21 protein-coding genes, 7 tRNA genes and 1 rRNA gene are annotated in these 23,820 nt (G+C 45.9%); 20 read left to right on the forward strand and 9 right to left on the reverse strand.

Annotation, left to right across the window (positions count from 1 at the left end; genetic code table 11):
- The first annotated feature begins 167 nt into the window (after positions 1 to 167).
- From rrf to QMZ64_RS16235, 3 genes are all read left to right on the forward strand, one after another.
- Positions 168 to 283 (forward strand): 5S ribosomal RNA (rrf, locus tag QMZ64_RS16225).
- A gap of 43 nt (positions 284 to 326) precedes the next feature.
- Positions 327 to 401, forward strand: a tRNA-Asn gene (locus QMZ64_RS16230).
- A gap of 2 nt (positions 402 to 403) precedes the next feature.
- Positions 404 to 476: transfer RNA gene (locus QMZ64_RS16235), tRNA-Thr, on the forward strand.
- Between the two features lie 431 nt (positions 477 to 907).
- Here QMZ64_RS16235 and QMZ64_RS16240 read toward each other — a convergent pair.
- Positions 908 to 2,077, reverse strand: a complete 1,170-nt coding sequence (locus tag QMZ64_RS16240; RefSeq protein ID WP_265625032.1) for a serine hydrolase domain-containing protein — start codon at positions 2,075 to 2,077, stop codon at positions 908 to 910.
- A 175-nt stretch (positions 2,078 to 2,252) separates the two neighbouring features.
- Here QMZ64_RS16240 and QMZ64_RS16245 point away from each other — a divergent pair, with 175 nt between their 5' ends.
- From QMZ64_RS16245 to QMZ64_RS16255, 3 genes are all read left to right on the forward strand, one after another.
- Complete coding sequence (locus QMZ64_RS16245; protein WP_265625031.1) at positions 2,253 to 2,471, forward strand: hypothetical protein; 219 nt, start codon at positions 2,253 to 2,255, stop codon at positions 2,469 to 2,471.
- A gap of 149 nt (positions 2,472 to 2,620) precedes the next feature.
- Complete coding sequence (locus QMZ64_RS16250; RefSeq protein WP_265627872.1) at positions 2,621 to 3,562, forward strand: bile acid:sodium symporter family protein; 942 nt, start codon at positions 2,621 to 2,623, stop codon at positions 3,560 to 3,562.
- 34 nt (positions 3,563 to 3,596) lie between these two features.
- Complete coding sequence (locus tag QMZ64_RS16255; RefSeq protein ID WP_265625030.1) at positions 3,597 to 4,010, forward strand: DUF5391 family protein; 414 nt, start codon at positions 3,597 to 3,599, stop codon at positions 4,008 to 4,010.
- Between the two features lie 29 nt (positions 4,011 to 4,039).
- Here the strand turns inward: QMZ64_RS16255 and QMZ64_RS16260 are convergent, their stop codons facing one another.
- The 8 genes from QMZ64_RS16260 to QMZ64_RS16295 form a co-directional block, all read right to left on the reverse strand.
- On the reverse strand, positions 4,040 to 4,909 hold the full coding sequence (locus QMZ64_RS16260) for a PhzF family phenazine biosynthesis protein (protein WP_301441465.1): 870 nt from the start codon (positions 4,907 to 4,909) through the stop codon (positions 4,040 to 4,042).
- A 118-nt stretch (positions 4,910 to 5,027) separates the two neighbouring features.
- Positions 5,028 to 6,257, reverse strand: coding sequence for an exo-beta-N-acetylmuramidase NamZ family protein (locus QMZ64_RS16265; protein WP_301441485.1), 1,230 nt, complete (start codon positions 6,255 to 6,257; stop codon positions 5,028 to 5,030).
- The gene (locus QMZ64_RS16270; RefSeq protein ID WP_265625027.1) at positions 6,257 to 8,188 is read right to left on the reverse strand and encodes a glycoside hydrolase family 3 protein; all 1,932 of its coding nucleotides are present in this window, start codon (positions 8,186 to 8,188) and stop codon (positions 6,257 to 6,259) included. Before QMZ64_RS16270 ends, QMZ64_RS16265 begins: the two co-directional genes overlap by 1 nt.
- Positions 8,189 to 8,202: 14 nt before the next feature.
- Positions 8,203 to 9,552: a penicillin binding protein PBP4B gene (pbp4b, locus tag QMZ64_RS16275; protein WP_265625025.1), complete on the reverse strand. Its 1,350-nt coding sequence runs from the start codon at positions 9,550 to 9,552 to the stop codon at positions 8,203 to 8,205.
- 66 nt (positions 9,553 to 9,618) lie between these two features.
- Entirely contained in the window at positions 9,619 to 10,986 is a 1,368-nt protein-coding gene (locus QMZ64_RS16280) for a PTS transporter subunit EIIC (protein WP_265625024.1), read from the reverse strand.
- A gap of 16 nt (positions 10,987 to 11,002) precedes the next feature.
- Positions 11,003 to 11,860 (reverse strand): MurR/RpiR family transcriptional regulator, encoded by an 858-nt coding sequence (locus tag QMZ64_RS16285; protein ID WP_265625022.1) that lies wholly within the window; start codon positions 11,858 to 11,860, stop codon positions 11,003 to 11,005.
- Between the two features lie 18 nt (positions 11,861 to 11,878).
- The gene (gene murQ, locus QMZ64_RS16290; protein WP_265625021.1) at positions 11,879 to 12,796 is read right to left on the reverse strand and encodes an N-acetylmuramic acid 6-phosphate etherase; all 918 of its coding nucleotides are present in this window, start codon (positions 12,794 to 12,796) and stop codon (positions 11,879 to 11,881) included.
- Between the two features lie 174 nt (positions 12,797 to 12,970).
- The gene (locus QMZ64_RS16295) at positions 12,971 to 13,423 is read right to left on the reverse strand and encodes a 2-thiouracil desulfurase family protein (protein WP_265625020.1); all 453 of its coding nucleotides are present in this window, start codon (positions 13,421 to 13,423) and stop codon (positions 12,971 to 12,973) included.
- 184 nt (positions 13,424 to 13,607) lie between these two features.
- Between QMZ64_RS16295 and QMZ64_RS16300 the strand changes: the two genes are divergently transcribed.
- The 14 genes from QMZ64_RS16300 (at position 13,608) to QMZ64_RS16365 (ending at position 23,737) form a co-directional block, all read left to right on the forward strand.
- A tRNA-Glu gene (locus QMZ64_RS16300) sits at positions 13,608 to 13,682 on the forward strand.
- Positions 13,683 to 13,857: 175 nt separating this feature from the next.
- A tRNA-Val gene (locus QMZ64_RS16305) sits at positions 13,858 to 13,933 on the forward strand.
- A 60-nt stretch (positions 13,934 to 13,993) separates the two neighbouring features.
- Positions 13,994 to 14,066: transfer RNA gene (locus tag QMZ64_RS16310), tRNA-Thr, on the forward strand.
- Positions 14,067 to 14,074: 8 nt separating this feature from the next.
- A tRNA-Tyr gene (locus tag QMZ64_RS16315) sits at positions 14,075 to 14,159 on the forward strand.
- A 4-nt stretch (positions 14,160 to 14,163) separates the two neighbouring features.
- Positions 14,164 to 14,235, forward strand: a tRNA-Gln gene (locus QMZ64_RS16320).
- 125 nt (positions 14,236 to 14,360) lie between these two features.
- Entirely contained in the window at positions 14,361 to 15,275 is a 915-nt protein-coding gene (gene rocF / locus QMZ64_RS16325) for an arginase (RefSeq protein ID WP_020449919.1), read from the forward strand.
- Positions 15,276 to 15,499: 224 nt separating this feature from the next.
- Positions 15,500 to 16,063, forward strand: coding sequence for an RNA polymerase sigma factor SigW (gene sigW / locus QMZ64_RS16330; RefSeq protein WP_003178438.1), 564 nt, complete (start codon positions 15,500 to 15,502; stop codon positions 16,061 to 16,063).
- A 13-nt stretch (positions 16,064 to 16,076) separates the two neighbouring features.
- Complete coding sequence (gene rsiW / locus QMZ64_RS16335; protein ID WP_165425851.1) at positions 16,077 to 16,697, forward strand: anti-sigma-W factor RsiW; 621 nt, start codon at positions 16,077 to 16,079, stop codon at positions 16,695 to 16,697.
- A 165-nt stretch (positions 16,698 to 16,862) separates the two neighbouring features.
- Complete coding sequence (gene cdaA / locus QMZ64_RS16340; RefSeq protein WP_003178443.1) at positions 16,863 to 17,684, forward strand: diadenylate cyclase CdaA; 822 nt, start codon at positions 16,863 to 16,865, stop codon at positions 17,682 to 17,684.
- Positions 17,677 to 18,993, forward strand: coding sequence for a CdaR family protein (locus QMZ64_RS16345; RefSeq protein WP_301441466.1), 1,317 nt, complete (start codon positions 17,677 to 17,679; stop codon positions 18,991 to 18,993). Before cdaA ends, QMZ64_RS16345 begins: the two co-directional genes overlap by 8 nt.
- Positions 18,994 to 19,013: 20 nt before the next feature.
- The gene (gene glmM / locus QMZ64_RS16350; RefSeq protein WP_243943899.1) at positions 19,014 to 20,360 is read left to right on the forward strand and encodes a phosphoglucosamine mutase; all 1,347 of its coding nucleotides are present in this window, start codon (positions 19,014 to 19,016) and stop codon (positions 20,358 to 20,360) included.
- 443 nt (positions 20,361 to 20,803) lie between these two features.
- Positions 20,804 to 22,606 carry a glutamine--fructose-6-phosphate transaminase (isomerizing) gene (glmS, locus tag QMZ64_RS16355; RefSeq protein ID WP_301441467.1) on the forward strand — a complete coding sequence of 601 codons (1,803 nt, stop codon included), beginning with the start codon at positions 20,804 to 20,806 and terminating at the stop codon, positions 22,604 to 22,606.
- 181 nt (positions 22,607 to 22,787) lie between these two features.
- Positions 22,788 to 23,123, forward strand: a complete 336-nt coding sequence (locus QMZ64_RS16360) for a hypothetical protein (RefSeq protein ID WP_265625017.1) — start codon at positions 22,788 to 22,790, stop codon at positions 23,121 to 23,123.
- 311 nt (positions 23,124 to 23,434) lie between these two features.
- Positions 23,435 to 23,737 (forward strand): ArsR/SmtB family transcription factor, encoded by a 303-nt coding sequence (locus QMZ64_RS16365; RefSeq protein WP_265625015.1) that lies wholly within the window; start codon positions 23,435 to 23,437, stop codon positions 23,735 to 23,737.
- Positions 23,738 to 23,820 lie beyond the last annotated feature (83 nt).

Raw genomic sequence — 23,820 nt, forward strand, 5'->3', positions numbered from 1 at the left:
GCTGACAGATACTAATCGATCGAGGACTTAACCTAAATGTTTGTGAAATGTCTGACCGTTATCTAGTTTTGAGAGAACACCTCTCAGAAAGCCAAAGGCAAGGACACTCGGCTAAAGCCCCTCACATCCTGTGAGGAACGCCCAGTACCTTCGTCCTGAAGGCATAGTTTGGTGGCGATAGCGAAGAGGTCACACCCGTTCCCATGCCGAACACGGAAGTTAAGCTCTTCAGCGCCGATGGTAGTTGGGGGCTTCCCCCTGTGAGAGTAGGACGCCGCCAAGCTGTTTATATATCTTTACCCTGCATGAATTGAAGCTTATTTTATTCCGCAGTAGCTCAGTGGTAGAGCTATCGGCTGTTAACCGATCGGTCGCAGGTTCGAATCCTGCCTGCGGAGCCAATGCTTCCATAGCTCAGCAGGTAGAGCACTTCCATGGTAAGGAAGAGGTCAGCGGTTCGAGCCCGCTTGGAAGCTTAAGTGAATACGTTGATATGACAAGGTTTCTCCTAAGGTGGAGAAAGCTTTTTTTGTTTTTGCAATATTTTGCTTCAGACTTATTGAATGTATAAAAGCAGGCTAAATGCCTGCTTTTATTTTTATCCCCATAAAACGTTCAGTGTGACTTCAAAGACAAGAAGAGACAACATATAACTCCCGTACTTTAACGTATCAGGTTCATGCTGTTTTGAGTCTTTAAAAGTCCATATAAATAATGCTGCAACGCCTATAATGGTCAAGATTTTGCTAAACGTTAATAATGACATGACGACCTTCCTTTATATTGAAAATTCATTTATCATCTATCTTCTACATTGATAATTAAGATCCCTTTTAGCTGTAAAAACTTTCTCTGTTATTCAAACAAGCCCTCTGTCATCCGAGTCAGAGAGCTTGTTTGAACATGTTTAAAATCCATTTAAAATAGAGAAGATTCGATTATTCACACTGCCAAAAGACTTAATGTTGTTTTGGATGTTTGAAAATAGAATGACGTATCTGCTTCCTGTCAGACTGAAGCTGTTTAATATGTTGTAGCCGGGCATGACACCGTGACTAGAATAGCTTCCCGGTGACACATAAAATCCCATGCCGTATGTTGCTTTGTTCGGCGTAAACATTTTCATAAAACTTTCATTGGAAATGATTTTTCTTTCGTAAAGCGCCTTATCAAACAGATACATATCATAAGCGGTCATATAAATATCACCGGCCCCGTAAAGCTGTGATAAATTCGGCATGTCAGGCGTATAAAGCTCTTTTTGCGGGTTTAATTTATACCCTGTCGACGGATTTGACTCTTTAGCAAATGTTTTATAAAAGCCTGCGTGTTTCATACCCGCAGGTTTAAAAACATGCTTTTTGATGTATTGGTCGACTGGTTCACCGCTTACCATGGAAACAATGTATGCCAGAACCGAGTAATTGGAGTCTCTATAATCCCATTTCCCAGTTGGGTATTTTACGCCCCGTTTTTCGATATCTTTAATTAAATCTTCCGGCGAAATATATCCGTGACCTTCTTTGTGTCCCCTAATCCCTGATGTATGTGTCAAGAAATGATAAAGGGTGATCTTTGAACCGTTTGGAAAGTCAGGAAGATACTTAGAAACAGGGTCATTTACTGATAGCAATCCTTTTTCCTCAAGCTGTAAAATTGCCGTTGCAATAATTGCTTTTTGTGATGACCCTACATAAAAGACGGTGTCCGGTGTATTGGGGATCATTTCCTCGCGGTTTGCATATAAATACCCTTTGCTTGTCACAACTTTTCCATCTTCTACAATTAATGCTGTGCCGCTGAATCCAATGCTTTTTAAATATTGATCCAATTGAGCATTATCATTTTTTGTGATGACAGGGTTCTTTTTTGTTTCACTTTGATTTGTCTTCTTCTTTACTTCAGGCTGTTCTTTTTTTTCAGTTGCCTGCAGTTGGTTTTCTTGGTGATCTCGCATACCGCTTGGAAGTGCAAGATAAATTAATCCACAAACAAGCAGAAAGGAAAATATGATGAGCCTTCTTTTTGTTTTCTGCTTTTTTCTTTTCTTTATTCGCGTTCTGTATGTTCTTGCCATGGCGGGTACTCCTTCTTTTATATGTGACGTATTTACTGACGCAATAACCCCTTAAAAAGTTTCTTCAAAATGCTAATATTTTCATACATGGACTCGGAAAATGCCAAAATTTACATTTCGTTTAGACTTGATCAAGAACAAACGTTCGTATAAAATAAAGATGAGAGGTGAGACGATGAATAAGCTGTTGTATCGTTCAATGGAAGACGGTTTTCCGGTAGAAATCATTTACATGAAAGAAAGCAGTTTTTCTAAACGGGCGATTCTCGTGAAAGAAATTAAAAACGGTTATGTAAAAGCATTTTGCTTCCAAAAACAGCAGATCAGAATATTTAAGATGGAGGCCATTTTAACCGTGTTCCCCTATAAAAAAAGCTCAGCTCATTATGCCTAAAAGCTGCTTCTTCATCTTGCTGTCTTCTTCTGTATTCCCTTCCTGTTTTGATATTCCATCTTTTGTTATAATGAATGTAAATTCGATTTAAAGAGAGCGGGCGTTTTACATCTATGCTTCAGACGATCAATAAAACACTTGGTAAGATTATGCCTTTACTGACGCCTTTAAGTGTTGTCAGCGGGGTGTTGCTTGCGGATTACTTAAATGGGCTGGCGGGTCTTGTGCCGTGGATTTTTGCATTTATGACGTTTGCCGGCAGCCTTGGGGCAAATTTTCAGTCGCTGAAAACAGCGATGGTTCATCCCTTGCCGATGCTTCTCGCTTTATTTGTTTTACACTTATTTATGCCTGTTCTGGCATGGAGCACGGGGCATCTTGTGTTTAGCGGAGATTCATTGACGATTACGGGTCTTACCCTCGGTGTTGTCATCCCGACGGGGATTACGAGTATGATTTGGGCTGCCATGTATAAAGGAAACATCGGCTTAACTCTATCGATTATTTTAGTGGACACGATTCTTTCGCCTTTCATCGTTCCGTTCAGTCTTTCCATTCTGGCCGGAGCGCATGTTGAAATGGATGTGATCGGTATGATGAAAGGTTTAGTCGGAATGATTGTGATTCCTTCTTTATTAGGAATGCTCGTCAATCAATTTTCAATACCGGAGCGGACAGCGCGTTTAAGCGCGAATTGCGCTCCATTTTCGAAAATCGGGTTAGGCGCCGTGGTGGCGATTAACAGCTCAGTGGTCGCTCCTTACCTGAAAAACGTCGATTTAAAGTTTTTAACGATAGCCGTTACGGTTTTTTTGGTGGCATTTACAGGCTACCTGACAGCTTGGCTGATCGGTCGGCTGATGAAACGGCCCCAGGAGGAAATCGTGGCTTTAATTTTTACCGGAGGAATGCGGAATATTAGCGCGGGTGCTGTGTTGGCCACCGGGTTTTTTCCGCCGCAAGTGGCGGTTCCTGTTGTCATCGGCATGCTGTTTCAGCAGATCCTGGCTGCGCTATTTGGGCATTTGCTTGCAAGAAGCGAGCTGAAAAAAACGTATCATTTGGACAAAAAAACGGGTCTGCCCTCATAGTTGGCAGACTTAAACCTTACAGGAGTGAAAAACAATGAAAACCAATAGAGTAAGTGTGATGATTTGGACTTTAATTTCCGCATTTTTGTTTTGTTCTTTATTAGTGACAGCTTCTCTTTCTCCGCTCGCTCATTCAGGCCCTCATGCTAATGAGTTTGGCACTTTGGGGATGTGGGCGGCTATCGGAACCGTTTTACTCTTTTATATCCTGCCCCTCGCTGTTTATATGGCCGGGTTTGATGCGATGAAGTTTGTAATGGCTGTTCTTTGCGTAATTGGATTAATCATCATGCTGACCATGATTCCAGTGGTCATGTTGATTGGCGCTTTTGGCGGATATGCTTCTGCTTTATTGGGCGTCGCAGGCCATTGCATTCTGTTAGCGATCGTGAATGTGATTTGGTTAGTCGCCGCTTTTCGCAGGCCGTCAGCGGTTGCTTCTTTTTAATATTTAAAAACCGCTTTCCCGCGTTGTGTTCAAGTTCGCCAAGTTCCTTTTGCGATCAGGTGGACGTTGCCCCCGACGTGAATCTCTGTGCTGTTTTCCGTTGTGTGCGCTTCAATAAAAAGGAGGGAAGGCCGGTTTATTTCAAACCCTTGTTCAACCCTTATGCTGAGCTCATTTTGATTAAAATAACCGTGATGCAGTAAATATCCTGCGAGATCCCCGATTGCGCTGCCTGTTGCCGGATCTTCGGGAACGCTGAGACAGTCGCAAAAAACTCGTGTATTGATGTGATTTTGTTCATGATAGGTTTCCGTAGAAAAAACGAGCAGACTGGCTTCTGTTTCTTTCATAAAAGCTTCAAACAGATCCTTGTGGATTTTGCATTTTTTAACTGCACTTAGTGAATTTAACGGGATGATAACTGCTGGCAGACCTGTGGAAACCTCTTGTATTGGGAAATTCGAATCCATATCGCATGTGTCGATTCCGAGTACTTCTGCCATCATTTCTTTATTAAAAGTTCGATTAAATACAGGCGGATTTTGCTTCATCCAAATGATCTGATCTTCACCTTTGTCAAACGTCACCGGTATTGCACCTGCTCGAACATTTAAAATGACGCTTGAAGATGGTTCAGTTTCGATTTCATTCTTTATGATAAACGCTGTGCCCAGCGTTGGATGTCCTGCAAAAGGAATTTCTTTTTCCGGGGTGAAGATTCGGACATCATATCCGCTGTTTTCCTGTTTCCCTAATATAAATGTTGTCTCGGAAAAATTGATTTCCCTGGCTATTTTTTGCATTTCATCACTTGATAGGTTTTTTTCTGTTTTAAAAACAGCGAGCTGGTTTCCTGTATATTTTGTTTCTGCAAACACATCCACAAGGTAAAATTCCATCTGATGTCTCTCCCCTTTAAAATGACCTTCCCGCCCTAAAGGCAGTTTTACATATCTTACATGAGATGAGAATCATTGAACAGTCTAAAAAAATAAAGAAGAGCGGATCCCGCTCTTCCTAATAAAGCAAATACTTCTTTCTGATATTCATAAACCGTTTTTGATCTGCTTCGTATTTATTGACGATTTCATCAATTGAAGCGCCTTGTTCAATCATAGCTTTGACCCATCCATTCCCGATCAGACGGTTGAAATTACCTGAAGGGAGGAACTCAAAGTCGTCCGGGTAGAGGTCATGGACGGTTTTGATGATCGCGATACCGGTATTTACAGGCTTAAAAGCGGACCTGTTTGTCACGTAAAGTTCTACCCCGTGGCACAGTTTATTTTGATGCTTTGAAAATGTCGGAGTGAACGAGGCGGCTCTGAATCGGACGCCAGGAAGCTTCAGACCGTTTAATTTTTCAGCGAGCTCCGTACTTTTCATGTAGGGCGCACCAATTAATTCAAATGGCTTTGTCGTGCCCCTTCCTTCAGACATATTGGTTCCTTCAATTAAACCTGTGCCCGGGTAGACGATGCCCGTATCCGGCGTCGGCATGTTCGGGGACGGCAGGACGAAAGGAAGACCAGTGTCTTCAAAGAACATCTGCCGCTTCCAGCCTTTCATCTTAATGACGGTTAAATCGGCGCCGATGTTAAATTCATCATTAAACAGCTTTGCCAGTTCTCCTGCGGTCATTCCGTGCTTTAAAGGAATGGGATACATTCCGACAAATGAAGAATAATTCGGATCAAGGACAGGTCCTTCAATTTTTAAGCCGTTTTGCGGGTTTGGCCGGTCAAGAACTATGAATGGAATGCCGTTTTCTTTTGCCGCCTCCATCGCATATGCCATTGTGTAAATGTAAGTGTAAAACCGAGTTCCGACATCCTGGATGTCAAATAGCAGGACGTCAACGTTTTTCAACATCTCCGGTGTCGGTTTTCTCGTATCTCCGTAAAGGCTGTAGACGGGGAGACCGGTTTTTTCATCAATATAAGAGTCAACCTTATCGCCGGCTTGAGCGTCTCCCCTTACACCGTGCTCTGGTCCATAGAGAGCGGTCAGCTCAATACCGGGGGCTTGGTGAAGCAAATCGATGCTGCTTATTAATGCTGAATTGACACCGGTTGGATTTGTGATGAGACCGACCCTTTTTCCTTTTAATATGCTTTTCTTTTTCATGATCACTTCAATACCCGGTGAGACCTTTGCCCTCTTTTCTTTGTCCGGAAAGGCCGCTGCTGCGGTTAATGTACTGAAGACAAACATTCCCGCAAGCAGCCAGATCGCTTTTTTTCTCATCATGACCCTCCTTTGTGAAGCGGCTTGCCGTTTTTAATATTCAACCCGTAGCCGAACGGGTAAAGGGTTTCTCCGGGGCGTGTGACCGAAGGAATGTCTACGGGCAATGTTCCTTTAGGCTTTGCCTTTCCGAAGATAACTTCCACTCCGGCCGGGATATTCGGCTGCCTGAAGCGCCCGTTTACATAGCCTTTAAAGCCGTATACTGCGATCACGGCAGAAGCTTCTTCAAAATTTGCCGTGTCATAAGGGTTTCGCAAGCTCATTAAGACAAATTTTTTCCCGTTTGCCTGAGCGTATTTCATGGCGGCGCGCGGAAAAGCAGTTGCCCACTTGCTTGAGTCTTGAATGCTGTCATCAATGACACCGTCATTCACAACAGGATCGTTTTTGATGACGTATGATCCTGTGATGACATAATCGGCTTCGTCAATTTTCTTTTGAATCTCTTCATCAAACGTTTTTTCTGCAAATCGATATTCGACCACCTTAATGTTTTTCTTTATTTTGCTGATGGTTTTGGCGATTGCTGCTGTTTGCTCTTCGTATGGGGCGAGAATGAGGACGGTGTCTCCTTTTTTCGGTTTGAATGGCAAGGTGCTTTTGTCGTTTTTAAGGATGGTGACGCTTTCTCTTGCCATTTTCCTTTCGGATTTCACGTGTTTGTTGCTGCCGACCGTTTTCAAGGCGTATTTGATTTTTTTCTGAAGCGGTTCGGAGCCGGTGTGATCGATGATACCACGGTTTATTTTTAATTGAAGGATTCGCTCCACCGACTGATCGATCTGTTCGATAGGGATCTCACCTTTTTTAACGGCTGTCAGAAGAGCTTCGAACACACGCGCCAGATTTTTTTCGGTCTCAAGCGATGTGACTTGCGCGGGCATGAGGGCGATGTCGACTCCTGCTTTAACAGCCATGACGACGGCTTCTTCCTGTCCGAAATTATCAGAAATGGCTTTCATATTTAAAGCGTCTGTTACGACAACGCCCTTAAAGCCGAGGTCTTTGCGGAGAAGGTCTGTCATGACTTTTTTGGAAAGTGTTGCAGGCACCATGATGTCCTCGCCGTCTTTTTTACTTTTATAGGTTGTATTGTCAAAGGCGGGGAACTGGACATGCGCTGTCATGATCATGTCAATCCCGGCATCGATCGCTTTTTGAAATGGCGCAAGTTCAACACTTCTCAGCCTTTTTTCATCATGCGGAACAAGCGGCAATCCGTAATGACTGTCAACCGCTGTATCGCCGTGTCCGGGAAAGTGCTTTGCTGTAGCGATCATTTGCTCGTCCTGCAGGCCCTTCATCATCTGGATGCCGAGCTTTGAAGTCAGCTCAGGCTTGGAACTGAAAGAACGAACGCCGATGACGGGGTTGCCGGGATTGTTGTTAACATCAAGTACAGGACTGAAGTTCACGTTAATGCCCAGTGATGATAATTCTTTTCCGATGATTTTTCCTGATCTGAAGGCGTTTTTGCTGCTTCTCGACGCTCCGACTGCCATATTGCCGGGCAGGTTTGTGCCTGATTCGAGTCTGGTGACAATCCCGCCTTCCTGATCGATCGTGATAAAGAGCGGAATGTCAGGGCTGGCTTTTTGCAGGCCGTCCGTTAACCGTACAGTCTGCTCTGTGCCTGTGACGTTTTCAGCAAAAAGAATAACGCCGCCGAGCCGGTATTTTGCAATAATTCCCGCGACTTCGTCATTCATTTTTGTTAATCCTTTGGCGTTCGCTTCCCCTTTTTTCTTCCAGTTTCTAAAGTCAGGCATCAGCATTTGTCCGATTTTCTCTTCAAGCGACATGCTGCTGACCATTTGTTTGAGGTGCTGTTCCGGCTGCTGTTTCGCTTCTGCTTCGCGAGCGGCGGGCTGCAAAGCGAGAGACGATAACAGCAATGCAATCAACGCGCATTGAAGAAATCTTTTCATATAAGGGTCGCCTCCTATTGGTGATGTAACGCTTCGTAAATAGCTGTAATGACGCTGCCGTACTTTCCGGTTGCAAATGCATCACCTTCGAATTGATTCGGGTTTTCTTTAGGATCGATGACAGGAGAGTGTTTTTTATTGGTTAACAACACAATGCCGATTTGATACACGGGATCGATAATAGTAACAGTTCCCGTCCAGCCGGTATGGCCGTATGCCTTGTTGCTGGCGTGCTTGCCGAACATCCACTCCATATCGGTATTGCCGTTAAGCCGCCATCCTAGTCCATATGTGGGATTTGTTTTTGACGGCTCAGTAAATTGTGAAATGACCGAACGGCTGAATAGATGCTGTTTCCCGTAACCGCCGCCGTTCAGCATGACTTGAAGGAGCACTGCTGCGTCGTCAACGGTGGAAAACAGGCCGGCATGCCCAGAGACGCCTTCCATTGAATAGAATGCCTTTTCATCGTGGACTTCCCCTTGAAGCGTGTAAGTTCTGATATTTGGAAACGAGATGATACCGTCTCTGGTGTTTCCCATTCGTTCCGTAGCTGCAAAATGCGATGGTTTAAAGCCCTTTTGGAGCGGATTAAACAAAGTATGCCGCAACCCGAGCGGCCGGTAAAATTGATTTTCAACAAAGGTATCTAAACGCTCGTTTGTGACTTTTTCTATGATCAGCCCGAGGAGCATATAGTCGATGTCGCTGTAAATTTGTTTTGTGCCGGGTTCATATGACAAGGGGGTTTTGACAAGATATTCAAGCGTTTTGCTCCGTGATTGAGAGTAGAGGTGTCCGGCTGCTTTCGGGTCGTAATAGTTCCAGCTTGCAGGGAAGCCTGCGTTATGGTGGAGCAAATCAATGACGCGGAGCCGGTTTTTTCCCTTTACATCGTCTTCCGGGTGATCTTTGAAATCAGGAAGATAATGTGAAATGTTTTTGTTCAAGTCAAGCTTTCCGGTGCTCACTAAATGCTGTAAGGCAAAATTGACGGCATACATTTTTGTATTGGAGGCGAGGTCGAACATCGTGTTTGTTTTCATTTTTTTTGGATGTTTGAGCGTCGAGAGGCCGTCGTATTTCAGCTTGTAGCCGTATGCTTCTTTTTTGACGATTTTTCCGTCTTTTATCAAAATCAGGGCAGCCCCGGGAAAGCCCGCTTTGACATCCTGTTCGATCAGACGGTCCACAGCTTTAAGCTTTTCCGAAGAAAAACCGGCTTCTTCAGGCGTTTTCGCCTTCGTTAATACGGGATATGTCAGCCGCTCTGTTGTCTCGTTCGCAATGGCAGTCTGTGCTGATGACGGAAGCGGGAAAAAGCATGTCAGCAACAATAGGGACGATGCGGCAGCGCTGATCATAAACTTTTTCAGCTTGCTTCACTCCTTTCTGTCAAAAAATGTATAGTGGGAATTTTAAACAAACGTTTAATTAAATTCAACTGCCATATCGTCTTTAAAACCAAAGAAATATGTTAAGGCAAACCCGGCAGCATAGGAAATAAACAAACCGAGAATATACAAAAGAACCTGGTGGGTATGGACCAAAAACGACAAAGGGAGACCTGATACGCCTATCGATACGGTCGCGATTTTGAAATACGCTTGAAAGGCTCCGCCTACTCCGGCGCCGAGGCACGCGGTTAAAAACGGACGTCCGAGTGGAAGGGTCACACCGAATATGAGCGGTTCACCGATTCCGAGCAGGCCTGACGGCAGTCCGCCGGCAATCGCTCTTTTGAGCTTTGCTTTTTTCGTTTTGAAATAGATCGCAAAAGCGGCGCCTACTTGACCTGCGCCCCCCATGGCCAAAATCGGCAGCAGCGGGTCATCGCCGATTGAATGGATTAATTCCATATGAACCGGTGTCAATCCTTGGTGCAGTCCGGTTACGACGAGCGGAAGGAAGGTGGCCCCCAGTACAAAGCCGGCGATTATGCCGCCGAGATCTAAGATGGCGAGAAGTCCTGACGTAATGGCGTCGGATATCAAGCCGCCGACAGGCATGAAGACAACGTAAGTGACGATTCCTGTGATGAGAAGGGAGATTGTAGGTGTGATGATGATGTCGAGTGAATGAGGTACAAGGCGCCTGATCCGTTTTTCGAGAAAAGCGATAAATGCGGCTGCGAATAAAATGCCAATTAAACCGCCGCGTCCCGGCAAAAGCGCTTCACCGAAAAGCGAAATATCACCAACGGCCGGGTTAATGATTAAAATACCGGCTAATCCGCCGAGTGCGGGGGAGCCGCCGAATTCTTTCGCCGTATTGACCCCGACCAGGATGCCCAAATACGTAAATAAACCTGAACCTATTACCGTTAAAATAATGGCGGTTTGTGATGTTTCAGCGAGCCAGCCGGCTTGGATAACGGCTTTGGTGATTCCGGTAATCAAGCCTGAGGCAACCAAAGCGGGGATCAGCGGTATAAAAATGCTTGCGATCCGCCGAAGAAACAACTTAAAAGGCGTCGCGTTTTTCTTGGAAACCTCCGCTTTATGTTTGGCTGCGGATTGTTTTAAGTCAACGTGTTCCGCGGATTGAAGCAGCTTCCCGAACTCGTCTGATACGTGCTGTACGACGCCAGTGCCTAGGATAATCTGAAGCGTTTCCTCCTCAACGACGCCAATCACGCCTTCAAGCGCTTTGATTGAGCCGATGTCGGTTTTTTGACTGTTGACAGGCGTGATGCGCAGGCGCGTCATACAATGGGTATAATCCGCGACGTTAGACGGGCCGCCGATGTGTTGTAAAATCAATTTTGCAAGGCCGGCATATTTTTTCTCATCGCTCATTTTATATCCCCCTTATTTACAATTCGCTCATTCCCATCATGTGGATAGCCGCTTTTGTTTGATCAATATATTGAATGATGTCCTCGTAGCGCTCCGCGGCTATGCCTAAAAACAGAATGTCAATCATGTAAAGCTGAGTTAAACGAGAGGAGGTGGCGGCGCTGCGAAACGGCGCTTCATTTGAGCATGACGTATACAGGGCGATATCGCTTAATGAAGAGACAGCAGACTGTCCAAACCGCGTCAGTCCAATGGTTTTAATGCCATGTTTTTTGGCAAGTCTGACTGCATTGGCGATTTCATGCGTCTCTCCTGAATGGGATATGGCAAACAGAACGTCATTCTCGCCGGCATTGGCGATTAATGTCGCGACAAGATGCATATCACTAAAAGCGGTGGCTTTTTTATTGATGCGCAAAAATTTCTGCTGGGCATCTTGTGCGACGATTCCTGAAGCCCCGATCCCGCAAAAATGAACCGTTTCTGCGTTGATCAGTATTTGAATCGCTTTTTGAAGATCTTCGTGGTCAATGTTTTCAAAGGTATCGCGAATCGCCTGAATCGAATTGCTGGTTGTTTTTTGAACGATTGAATGGAGCGGCTCCTGCGGTTCGATATCGCGGTATCCTTGATCAGACGGTTTCATTAAATCGCCGGCGACCCTCATTTTTAAATCTTGAAAGCCTTTCAGCCCCAGAGATTTGCAGAGCCGTATTGCCGCCGCCCCGCTTGTCTTTGCCGAAGAGCTCACCTCTTGAATGGTGCCGTTTACGACCTCGTGTGGGTTTTTCAAAATGTATTCGGCAAGTTTTCGTTCAGATTGCGGCAATTTGTGAAGCATATTTTGAATGATTTCCAATCCTCCTGCAGCCATTGTTTCTTCCTTTCTTATTTAAGATTGTTGTTCATAAATGGATAGCGCCTTTTCGATATCGCCTTCTGATTTCTCCAGCAGTTTTTCGACAGCGGCCGCATCTTCGTTTGTTTTCACCATGAGGATGGCGGTTTTGACCTGGTTATGGGATTTTTCTAACGCTAGTGCCGCCGTTTCTTTTGGAACATCTGTGACCGTTTGGATGATGCGAATCGCCCGCTCCTTTAATTTGTCATTGCTTACTTTTACGTCTACCATGAGGTTTTCATAGACTTTTCCCATTTTGATCATAGCCGCCGTTGAGATCATGTTTAAAATCATTTTATGAGCGGTTGCGGCTTTCATTCTCGTCGACCCGGCAATAACTTCAGGGCCGACGACCACTTCTATGCTGTGTTCTGACGCCTGGCTGATCGCCGAGTTTTCGTTGCATGTCAGTGAGACGGTCTTGGCGCCTGTTTCCCTGGCATACTTTAAAGCGCCGAGAACGTACGGAGTCCGGCCGCTGGCGGCGATTCCGATGACGGTATCATTGTTTGAGAGGTTAACGGCTTCTAAATCCCGTCTGCCGAATGCCTCGTGATCTTCAGCTCCTTCGACGGCTTTGTACAAAGCTTTTTCTCCTCCTGCAATGATGCCAATGACCGACTCGGGAGATATGCTGAACGTCGGCGGGCATTCAGCTGCATCGAGTACGCCGAGCCTCCCGCTTGTACCGGCACCGATGTAGATGATCCGTCCCCCTTTCTTTAACGACCCGACGGCAAAGTCAACGGCGGTCTTAACTTCTGGTAAGACGTCTTGTACAGCTTCGGCCACCGTTTTGTCTTCATCATTGATGATTTTCAAAATATCAATCGTCTTTGCCTGGTGAATGCGACTGGATCTTTCATTCCGGCGTTCGGTCGTTAAGGAACCTAAATGGCTGTTTTCCATCGACAACTCCTCCTGAATATGAAGTGCATATATTTCTTAATTTTCAGTATATTAAGGATGGAATATTATTTCAATAACAAAAGATAAATATTAAAATTTTATTTCAATGAAGTTCTAAACATCGGATTGCCGAAATAAAATAAAGCGCAGATGAACTGCGCTTATGTTCAGGTATTACAGCTCGTCTATTTGGTGTTCGGAAATTACGCGGAAGCCTTCTTTTTTCAGAAGCGCCGCCGTCACACCGTTGCCGGCTATTTTTTGGCTTGAGAAACTTCCATCATATATATGGCCGCTGCCGCAAGACGGGCTGTTTTCCTTCAGCACGATCGTATCAGCCTTGATTTGCCTTGCCATCTCCAATGTTAGGTAAGCCCCTTTTATATACAGGTCTGTTACGTCTTTTCCCGATTGTGTCTTGATCACCGCCCTGCCGTCTAAAACGTCTTCTCCCGTCCCGCCTATAACTTCGGCCGGTTCCCTTGGCGTTTGAAATCCGCCGAGCAGCTCGGGACAAGCAATCACCGCTCTTTTTTCTTCAACAAGCTTATTGATTTTCCCGACATAGCTGTGCGATCCGTTATAGCGGCATTCCACCCCGGCCAGACATGAACTCACCAGTATCATTTTTCGTGTCCCCTCTCTTGCACATCAGATAGCTCTATTTTAAACAAAATTTCCGCGTTTTTCTCAGTGTCTATGAATAAAAAATTTGAAAATAAAAATTTTAATTTACCCCTTTACAAATAGGGAGGAACCTGTATATAATAACTTTTGTCAGCTTTACGAGAGCTGCTTGAAATACGCTGATGGCCCGTTGGTCAAGTGGTTAAGACACCGCCCTTTCACGGCGGTAACACGGGTTCGAATCCCGTACGGGTCACCATTTTTTTGGACAGCACGCTAAAAAGCATCAGGTTTACATCGAAGCTTTTTAAAGGAAGTCATGCTAAAAGCGCAACGTCCTGTTGCAACGTGTACCTGTACTTTTAAAGGCAAGGAAGGCATGCTAAGATCGCAACGTCCTGTTGCAACGCATGCACTTGTACGTCCTGTACTGCGGAGGATTAGCTCAGCTGGGAGAGCATCTGCCTTACAAGCAGAGGGTCGGCGGTTCGATCCCGTCATCCTCCACCATTTTTTTCGGATCGGTTATTGTCACAACCGTGCCGGTAATTGCATAAGATACCATATCATGCCGGTCTAGCTCAATTGGTAGAGCAACTGACTTGTAATCAGTAGGTTGGGGGTTCAAGTCCTCTGGCCGGCACTGTTTGTGGAGGGGTAGCGAAGTGGCTAAACGCGGCGGACTGTAAATCCGCTCCCTCAGGGTTCGGCGGTTCGAATCCGTCCCCCTCCACCATTTTTGGGCTATAGCCAAGCGGTAAGGCAACGGACTTTGACTCCGTCATGCGCTGGTTCGAATCCAGCTAGCCCAGTTTTTGGACATCCTGTTCGGATGTCCTTTTTATTTTGTCTTTTTTGTATAACTATTCAAAAAAATGTCTTGTTGAGTCAATTCTGAATGGGAAGGTACAATGAAGGTCTGAAAGGGGGATATCATATGTTAAAACAGCAGATTTCTATGATCGGCGTACCGATGGATCTCGGTCAGCTGAGGCGGGGAGTCGATATGGGACCGAGCGCGATTCGCTGTGCCGGTGTTAATGAACGGTTGGAAAGCCTTTGTCAGGATATTGAAGACCTCGGCGATATGACGATCGGGCAAAGAGAAGATGAGAAAGAAGGCGGGGAGCCGGCAGCTGAAGAGCTGAGAAACTTGAAAGCGATTACAAAAGCGAGTGCAAAACTTGCTGAGACCGTTGATAAGATCGTGGCTTCAGGTGCTTTTCCGCTCGTGCTGGGCGGTGACCACAGCATTGCGATCGGAACGCTGGCCGGCCTTGTGAAGCATTATCAAAACCTGGGTGTGATCTGGTATGATGCCCATGCTGATTTAAATACGAAAGAAACGTCTCCTTCAGGCAATATTCACGGTATGCCGCTCGCCATCAGCCTGGGGATCGGCCATGAAGGGCTGACAGGCATCTATGGAAAAGAAACGAAAATTAAAGCGGAGAACATCGTCATCATCGGTGCAAGGTCACTTGATGACGGGGAAAAAGAATTGATTCGCGACAAAGGGATCAAAGTGTATACAATGCATGAAATCGACCGCCTCGGCATGACGAGGGTGATGGAAGAAACGATAGACTATTTGCGCGGCAGAACGGACGGTGTCCATCTGTCACTCGATTTAGACGCGCTTGATCCGAACGATGCGCCGGGTGTCGGCACCCCGGTGGCGGGAGGCATCAGCTACAGGGAAAGCCACCTGGCGATGGAAATGCTTGAGGAATCGAAGTTGATTACGTCCGCTGAGTTTGTCGAAGTCAACCCGATATTGGATGAGAAAAACAGGACGGCGGAAGCGGCTGTCGCCTTAATGGGATCGCTGTTTGGCGAAAAGCTGCTTTAAATACGGTTGAAGAGCGGCCTCTGGCTGCTTTTTTTTACGAAGAAGTCTCAACTTCATAATATTTAGGTTGTATAATAATTTTAAGCTAATATTAAGCGCATGATCCCTGTCAAAGCATCTACACCCTGCCAAAAATTTGATAAACTATTTTTATGAATTTAATGAAACCTTATAAAAATCAATTCGTATACATAAAGACCGGTGAAGGCAGAGGTTAGATAAATATGGAAACAATGATTAAAAAAAGAATCAAACAGGTGAAAAAAGGCGATCGTAACGCATTTGCAGACATCGTGGATATTTACAAAGACAAAATTTATCAGCTTTGCTACCGTATGCTCGGCAATGCGCATGAGGCGGAAGATATTGCGCAGGAAGCGTTTATCAGAGCATACGTGAATATCGACAGTTTTGATATCAACCGGAAATTTTCCACATGGCTTTATCGAATCGCAACCAATTTGACCATCGATCGTATCCGTAAAAAAAAGCCGGACTATTACTTGGATGCAGAGGTGGCGGGGACTGAAGGACTGACGATGTATTCCCAGGTTGCGGCGGATGTTGCGCTTCCAGAGGATGAAGTGGTTTCTTTGGAGCTGCACAGCACCATCCAGGAAAAAATCTTAAGGCTTCCCGATAAATACAGGACGGTCATCGTATTAAAGTACATTGATGAGCTCTCACTCATTGAGATCAGTGAAATTCTCAATATTCCCGTAGGTACGGTGAAAACGAGGATACACAGGGGCAGAGAGGCTCTCAGAAAACAATTAAGGGATCTTTAAGTGGGGTGATGAAATGAGCTGTCCGGAGCATATTGTTCAGCTTATGCATAAATACCTTGACGGAGACATACTACCGGAAGATGAATCGCAATTAAAAGAGCACCTCCAATCATGTGAAGGCTGCAAAAAGCACCTTCATGAAATGGAAAAATCCATCGCTCTTGTCCAGAGCACGTCGCATCTTACAGCTCCGGCGAACTTTACAGCTGATGTGCTGGCGAACCTGCCGAAGGAAAAACGGACGGTATCGATTAATAGGTGGCTTAAAGCCCATCCGTTTTTAGTGGCGGCAGCTTTATTTGCAATTTTGATGGGCGGCAGCTTTTTCTCCAGCTGGAAAAATGATCAGGATTTCAGCGTATCCAGCCAGCCCAATCTCGTGGTGAAAAACAACACGGTCATCGTACCTGAAGGCGAAGTTGTCAAAGGCGATGTGACCGTGAAAAACGGAAAGCTGATTATAGAGGGCAAAGTCGACGGCGATGTCACGATTGTTAATGGTGAAAAATATACGGCTTCAGCAGGACAAGTCACCGGTCAGATCCATGAGATCAACGAGGTGTTTGACTGGATGTGGTATAAGATCAAATCGACCGGAAAATCGGTTTTTGGCGTGAAGGAGTCTAAAGAGTAGAGCAAAGCGGGCGAATGAGCTTTGCTCTTTTTTTATGAGGGGCCGCCATTTCACTTGGAAAATCAATTTGTGCTATAATAGCCTCTGTATATGTAAAAATAATAGATCATACCATTTTGAAACATATTAACCTTACTAATGACTGAATTCTTGGAGGACGAGGAAATGGCTTTTGAGGATATCCCTTTCTTGCAGTACCTCGGCGATGCCGTTGATATTCTCCTTGTTTGGTACGTAATATATAAATTAATGATGGTCATCCGCGGAACAAAAGCGGTTCAGCTTTTAAAGGGAATCGTGGTCATTGTTCTCGTCAGGCTGGCCAGTCAATATTTAGGATTAAGCACCCTGCAGTGGCTGGTTGACCAGGCGATCACATGGGGGTTCCTGGCGATCATTATCATCTTCCAGCCTGAATTGAGGAGAGCGCTGGAACAGCTGGGGCGGGGGCGCTTTTTTTCGAGGAGCGGAACACCTGAGGAAGAGCAGCAGCAGAAAACGATTGATGCGATTACAAAAGCGATTAAATATATGGCGAAACGCCGGATTGGCGCGCTTCTGACGATTGAACGGGAGACGGGAATGGGCGATTACATAGAAACGGGGATCCCTTTAAATGCAAAGGTCAGCTCTGAGCTATTGATCAACATCTTTATTCCGAATACACCGCTTCATGACGGTGCCGTAATTATGAAAAATGATGAGGTTGCTGCAGCCGCCTGCTACCTTCCGCTTTCAGAAAGCCCTTTTATATCAAAAGAGCTTGGGACGAGGCACAGAGCAGCAGTGGGAATCAGTGAAGTGACCGACAGTCTGACAGTTGTCGTATCCGAAGAAACAGGCGGCATCAGCGTCGCCAAAAACGGAGACCTTCACCGTGATTTATCGGAAGAGGCATTGAAAAACATGCTTGAAGCGGAATTCAAGAAAAATTCGCGAGAAACTTCCTCAAATCGCTGGTATTGGAGGGCGAAGAAAAATGGATAAGTTCTTAAACAATCCCTGGGCTGTCAAAGTAGTCGCATTATTGTTCGCGTTTCTTCTTTACTTTGCGGTCCACAGCGCTCAAGCGCCGACTCCGAAGAAACCAGGTGAATCGTTTTTCCCGACATCGACGACAGACGAAGCGACGCTCACCGATATACCGGTCAAATCGTTTTATGATGATGAAAACTACGTCGTAACAGGCGTGCCGCAGACGGTGAATGTCACGATTAAAGGCCCGACAGGAACCGTCAAGAAGGTCAGACAAGTGAAGGATTTTGAGATTTATGCCGATATGCAGCATCTGAAAACAGGCAGGCACAAAGTCGAGCTGAAGGCCAGAAATGTTGCCGAAGACCTCACTCTGACCATCAATCCATCGGTGACAACCGTGACCATCGAAGAAAAAACGACGAAGGAATTCCCGGTCGAGGTTGATTTTTATAATAAAAACAAAATGAAAGACGGCTACACGCCGGAGCTGCCGATTATCAACCCGAAAAACGTCAGCGTCACCGGCTCAAAAGCCGTGATCGACAGAATCCAAAACATTAAGGCGACGATCAATTTAGAGGGCGTCGACCAGACGGTTGAAAAAGAAGCCAAGCTAACAGTGTACGACAGGGACGGAAATGTTCTTCCGGTTGAAATCAGTCCATCCGTCGTTAAAATCACCGTTCCCGTGACAAGCCCCAGCAAAAAGATTCCCGTCAAAGTTGACCGGAAAGGGAGCCTTCCTGACGGTATCAGCATTTCCAGCCTTGATATCAGTCCGGGAGAGGTAACCGTCTACGGGCCGCAAAATGTTCTTGATTCGTTAGAATTTGTCGAGGCCGATGAGGTTGATTTAAGTAAAATGAAAGATGACACTGAGTTGGAAGCCAACATTAAAGTGCCGGACGGCGCTAAAAAAGTGTCACCCGAAAAAGTGAAAATCAAGGTGAAAGTTGACAAGGAAGAAGAGAAAAAACTGCAGAACGTTTCAATTAAAACCGCGGGGCTGAATGACAGCCGAGATCTTGAATTTCTCGATCCGAAGTCAGGCAAGCTGGATATCACGGCAAAGGGCTCGACAGCCGCGATCGAAAAACTCCAGCCTTCCGACGTCGAGCTCTATGTCAATGTGGCGGATCTCGATGACGGCGAGCATAACGTGAAGCTGGAAGTAAACGGACCGCAGAACATGACTTGGTCGCTGCCGCGGCAGAGCATTCGAGTGAAAATCTCATCTCAAACAACCCAAAACGAAAAAAATAATGGTCAGGATGAAGAAGAAGAGAATCATTCTGAAAAGGATTCACAACCTTCATGAATCAAAAAGGAGCGATATTAATGGGCAAGTATTTTGGTACAGACGGTGTAAGAGGCGTGGCAAACAGTGAACTTACACCCGAGCTGGCCTTTAAAGTCGGACGCTTTGGCGGATATGTCCTAACAAAAGATAAGGAGCGCCCCAAGGTGCTGATCGGCCGTGATACGCGTATTTCCGGCCATATGCTGGAAGGTGCCCTAGTTGCAGGCCTTCTTTCGATAGGAGCAGAAGTCATGCGTCTCGGCGTGATTTCGACGCCCGGCGTCGCATATTTGACGAAGGCTATGGACGCGGAAGCGGGTGTGATGATTTCAGCTTCCCACAACCCTGTAGAGGACAATGGAATTAAGTTTTTCGGCGGCGACGGATTTAAGCTTTCCGATGAGCAGGAGCTTGAAATCGAGCGTCTGATGGATCAGCCTGAAGATCACCTGCCAAGGCCTGTAGGCGCTGATCTGGGTATGGTGAACGACTACTTTGAAGGCGGACAGAAATATTTGCAGTTTCTTAAGCAATCTGCTGATGAAGACTTCACAGGCATTCATGTCGCGCTTGACTGTGCGCACGGAGCGACATCTTCGCTGGCGACCCACCTGTTTGCCGATCTTGACGCAGATGTATCGACGATGGGGACTTCTCCGAACGGATTAAACATCAATGACGGAGTCGGCTCAACCCACCCTGAAGCCCTGGCCGAATTTGTGAAAGAAAAGGGAGCAGACGTCGGCATGGCGTTTGACGGGGATGGCGACCGCTTGATCGCTGTCGACGAAAAGGGGAATATCGTAGACGGCGATCAAATCATGTACATATGCGCGAAGTACTTGAAGAGCGAGGGGCGCCTGGCGGACAATACAGTTGTCTCTACAGTGATGAGCAACCTCGGCTTTTACAAAGCGCTTGAAGCGGAAGGCATTAAAAGCGTTCAGACAGCGGTCGGCGACCGCTATGTAGTGGAAGCGATGAAAAAGGACGGGTTTACTTTCGGCGGAGAACAGTCGGGACACCTGATTTTCCTTGATTACAATACGACAGGCGACGGTCTGCTTTCTGCGATCATGCTGATGAACACGATCAAAATGACAGGCAAGTCTTTGTCAGAGCTTGCGGCGGAGATGCAGAAGTTTCCGCAGCTCCTTTTGAACGTGAAAGTAACCGATAAACATAAAGTGACGGAGAACGAAAAGGTAAAAGCGGTCATCGAAGAAGTTGAGAAGGAAATGAACGGTGACGGCCGCATCCTTGTGCGCCCGTCCGGCACCGAGCCGCTTGTGCGTGTCATGGCTGAGGCGAAAACGAAGGAGCTTTGCGAGAAATACGTAGGCCGCATTGCAGATGTCGTGAAAGCTGAAATGGGAGCGGAGTGATTTTCCGCAGAAGACTGACGAACGAGACATGCTGATTTGACATAAGATAAAGGGAACCGTTCAATCTTGGAAAAAATGTGAACCATTTTGAAAAATGTTTGACGGTTCCTTTAGCGTATAGTAAAATCAGCTTGTCTTGTTTTAATTTTAAAGGAAAGGCAGGGCAGAACCATTTTTTATAGTTATAGCGCCCGGACTAAGCGTACGGATGAAACAGCTTAGTTGACGAGGATGGAGGTTTATCGAATTTTCGGCGGATGCCTCCCGGCTGACCACAAGATCACAGCCGCAAGGATTTCCTCAAACCAAAGAGGCGACTCTTTGAACAAAGGGAAATCGCATGATCTTCCATAAAAAAACATGTAGGAGGGGACGAAGAATGTCCCCGCCTGATAAGCAGACTTTCTTCGTCTCCTGCCTGCGACTTTAGGAGGAAGAAAATTATGTGTGGTATTGTAGGTTATATTGGCCAGCTTGATGCAAAGGAAATTTTACTTAAAGGCTTGGAAAAGCTGGAGTATCGCGGCTACGATTCAGCTGGAATCGCTGTAGCGAACGAAGACGGCGTACACGTGTTTAAAGAAAAAGGACGGATCGCCGATCTTCGCTTAGCCGTTGATGCAAACGTAAAGTCACAAGCGGGAATCGGACACACACGCTGGGCGACTCACGGGGAACCGAGCCGTCTAAACGCTCACCCGCATCAAAGCGCATCAGGCCGATTTACACTTGTTCATAACGGCGTCATCGAAAACTATGTTCAGCTGACGCGCGAATATTTACAAGATGTAACCCTTAAAAGCGATACGGATACAGAGGTTGTCGTTCAAGTGATCGAGCAATTCGTCAATAACGGCCTTGACACGGAAGAAGCGTTCCGCCAAACGCTCATGCTGCTCAAAGGCTCTTATGCGATTGCATTATTCGATCATGAAAACAAAGAAACAATCTATGTTGCGAAAAATAAAAGCCCGCTTCTTGTCGGCCTTGGAGACCATTTCAATGTGATCGCGTCTGACGCGATGGCGATGCTTCAAGTGACAAACGAATACGTGGAGCTTATGGATAAAGAAATGGTGATTGTCACAGACAAAAAAGTCGTGATTAAAAACCTTGACGGAGAATTGATGTCACGTGCCTCATATATTGCAGAGCTTGATGCGAGCGATATAGAAAAAGGCACATACCCTCACTACATGTTAAAAGAAATCGATGAACAGCCGCTTGTCATGCGGAAAATCATTCAGACGTACCAAGATGAAAACGGCAAGCTTTCCATTCCTGGAGATATTGCAAATGCTGTTGCAGAAGCGGATCGCGTCTATATCATTGCCTGCGGAACGAGCTATCATGCCGGCCTTGTCGGCAAGCAATTTATCGAAACATGGGCGAAAGTTCCGGCTGAAGTCCATGTCGCAAGCGAATTCTCTTATAATATGCCATTGCTTTCTGAAAAGCCGCTGTTTATCTTTATTTCTCAAAGCGGAGAAACGGCTGACAGCCGCGCGGTTCTCGTACAGGTGAAAAAGCTCGGACACAAAGCGCTGACATTGACCAACGTACCGGGATCCACGCTTTCCCGTGAAGCGGACTATACGCTTTTACTGAATGCCGGCCCGGAAATCGCGGTAGCGTCAACAAAAGCATATACGGCGCAAATCGCTGTTCTCGCTATTTTGGCAGCTGTGACTGCGGAAACCCGCGGAAAAGCACTCGGCTTTGATCTTGTTAAAGAGCTCGGCATCATCGGAAACGCGATGGAAGCCCTTTGCGACCAGAAAGACGAAATGGAAATGATCGCACGTGAATACTTGACGGTAACACGCAATGCTTTCTTCATCGGCCGCGGTCTCGACTATTTCGTCTGCCTCGAAGGATCCCTGAAGCTGAAAGAGATTTCTTACATTCAAGCTGAAGGCTTCGCCGGCGGCGAATTGAAGCACGGTACAATCGCATTGATCGAAGACGGCACACCGGTCATTGCCCTTGCGACACAAGAGCACGTCAACTTAAGCATCCGCGGAAACGTCAAGGAAGTGACAGCGCGCGGCGCCAACCCTTGCGTGATCTCGCTGAAAGGCCTGGAAGAAGCAGACGACCGCTTTGTCCTGCCGGAAGTGCATCCGGAGCTTTCTCCGCTCGTCTCCGTCATCCCGCTGCAGCTGATCGCATACTATGCAGCGCTGCACCGCGGCTGTGATGTTGATAAGCCGAGGAACTTGGCGAAGAGTGTGACGGTGGAATAGGAGTCGTTGTTTGAAATAAAAGTTTGTACCCCTCTTGGATTGGATGATCTGGAGGGGTATTTTTGTGTTTGCGAGTCTCTAGAAGAAAACAAAAAAGGCGCGGTGTTTAAGCGAAGCCCGTTCGCCAGCAAGCTCGCGGATGCTCGTACATAATAACTTTAGACTATGGGGATGTGTAACCATGAACAATGAGGCGTACGTTGAAGTTAACAGAACATCGCAACTTATGAATAAAATGAGAAAATTCTCAGTGCTGATTGATGGTGTTGAGGCTGGAAAAATCAAAGATGGCGGGAGGCTGCGAATTGATTTGGAGCCTGGCGAACATGAGATACAAGTGAAAATTGATTGGTGTGTAAGCCAAGCTTTGAGGTTTACGTTAGATGAAGGAGAAGCGTTAAAGTTTAGATGCGGAAGTCCGGTTCGTGGGTGGAAGATGTTCTTCTCGCTGTTTTATGTATTAGCCGACCCTGAAAAGTATTCGTTTATTGTGCTGGAAGAGGCGGTTGAAAGGTAGTTTTGTAATTCAGGAAGCTGCATCATCGCCATCATACGCTGCACCGTAACAACCTGACGAAAAGTGTGACGGTGCAGTTTTTTATCCGCGGATGAACATGAAGCGGTATCAATGATTGAAATAAGTCCCATCCTTTTTAAAACACTTTATTTCTATAAATCCGAATTGACAGAAGCCATGAACATCCATATAGGGTAAGTACCGATATGGCAACGATTTTTTATGTACTCTTTAAATAACGGGAGTGAACTGACAGTCAAAAGAGCACCATACATATTGACAATTTGCGATATGAAGATATAATGATTGGTATGGAACCTATTGAAATTTTCAAAGCTTTATCAAATGAATCAAGGCTGCTAATTTTGCAATGGCTGAAGGAGCCTGATCGTCATTTTGAACCCCATGAAGGGATTGATATGAACACAATCGGGGTGTGTGTCAGCCAAATTACAGACAAATTGAAAATGACGCAATCGACGGCTTCCCAATATCTCGCCATTCTTTTAAGAGCCGGCTTGATTAAGGCGGAACGAATTGGAAAGTATACGTACTACAAAAGAGATGAAGAGGCCATTAGAAAGCTTGCTGACTTTCTTAAAACAGAGATATGAGCATTTAAAAAATAAACATCGTCTCGAGGTGTTTATTTTTACACCATACATATCGACATATTCCGATGTGTTTATTTTTCGAT

The organism is Bacillus sp. LB7, assembly GCF_030449715.1.
In the GTDB taxonomy this organism is placed as follows: Bacteria; Bacillota; Bacilli; order Bacillales; family Bacillaceae; genus Bacillus; species Bacillus paralicheniformis.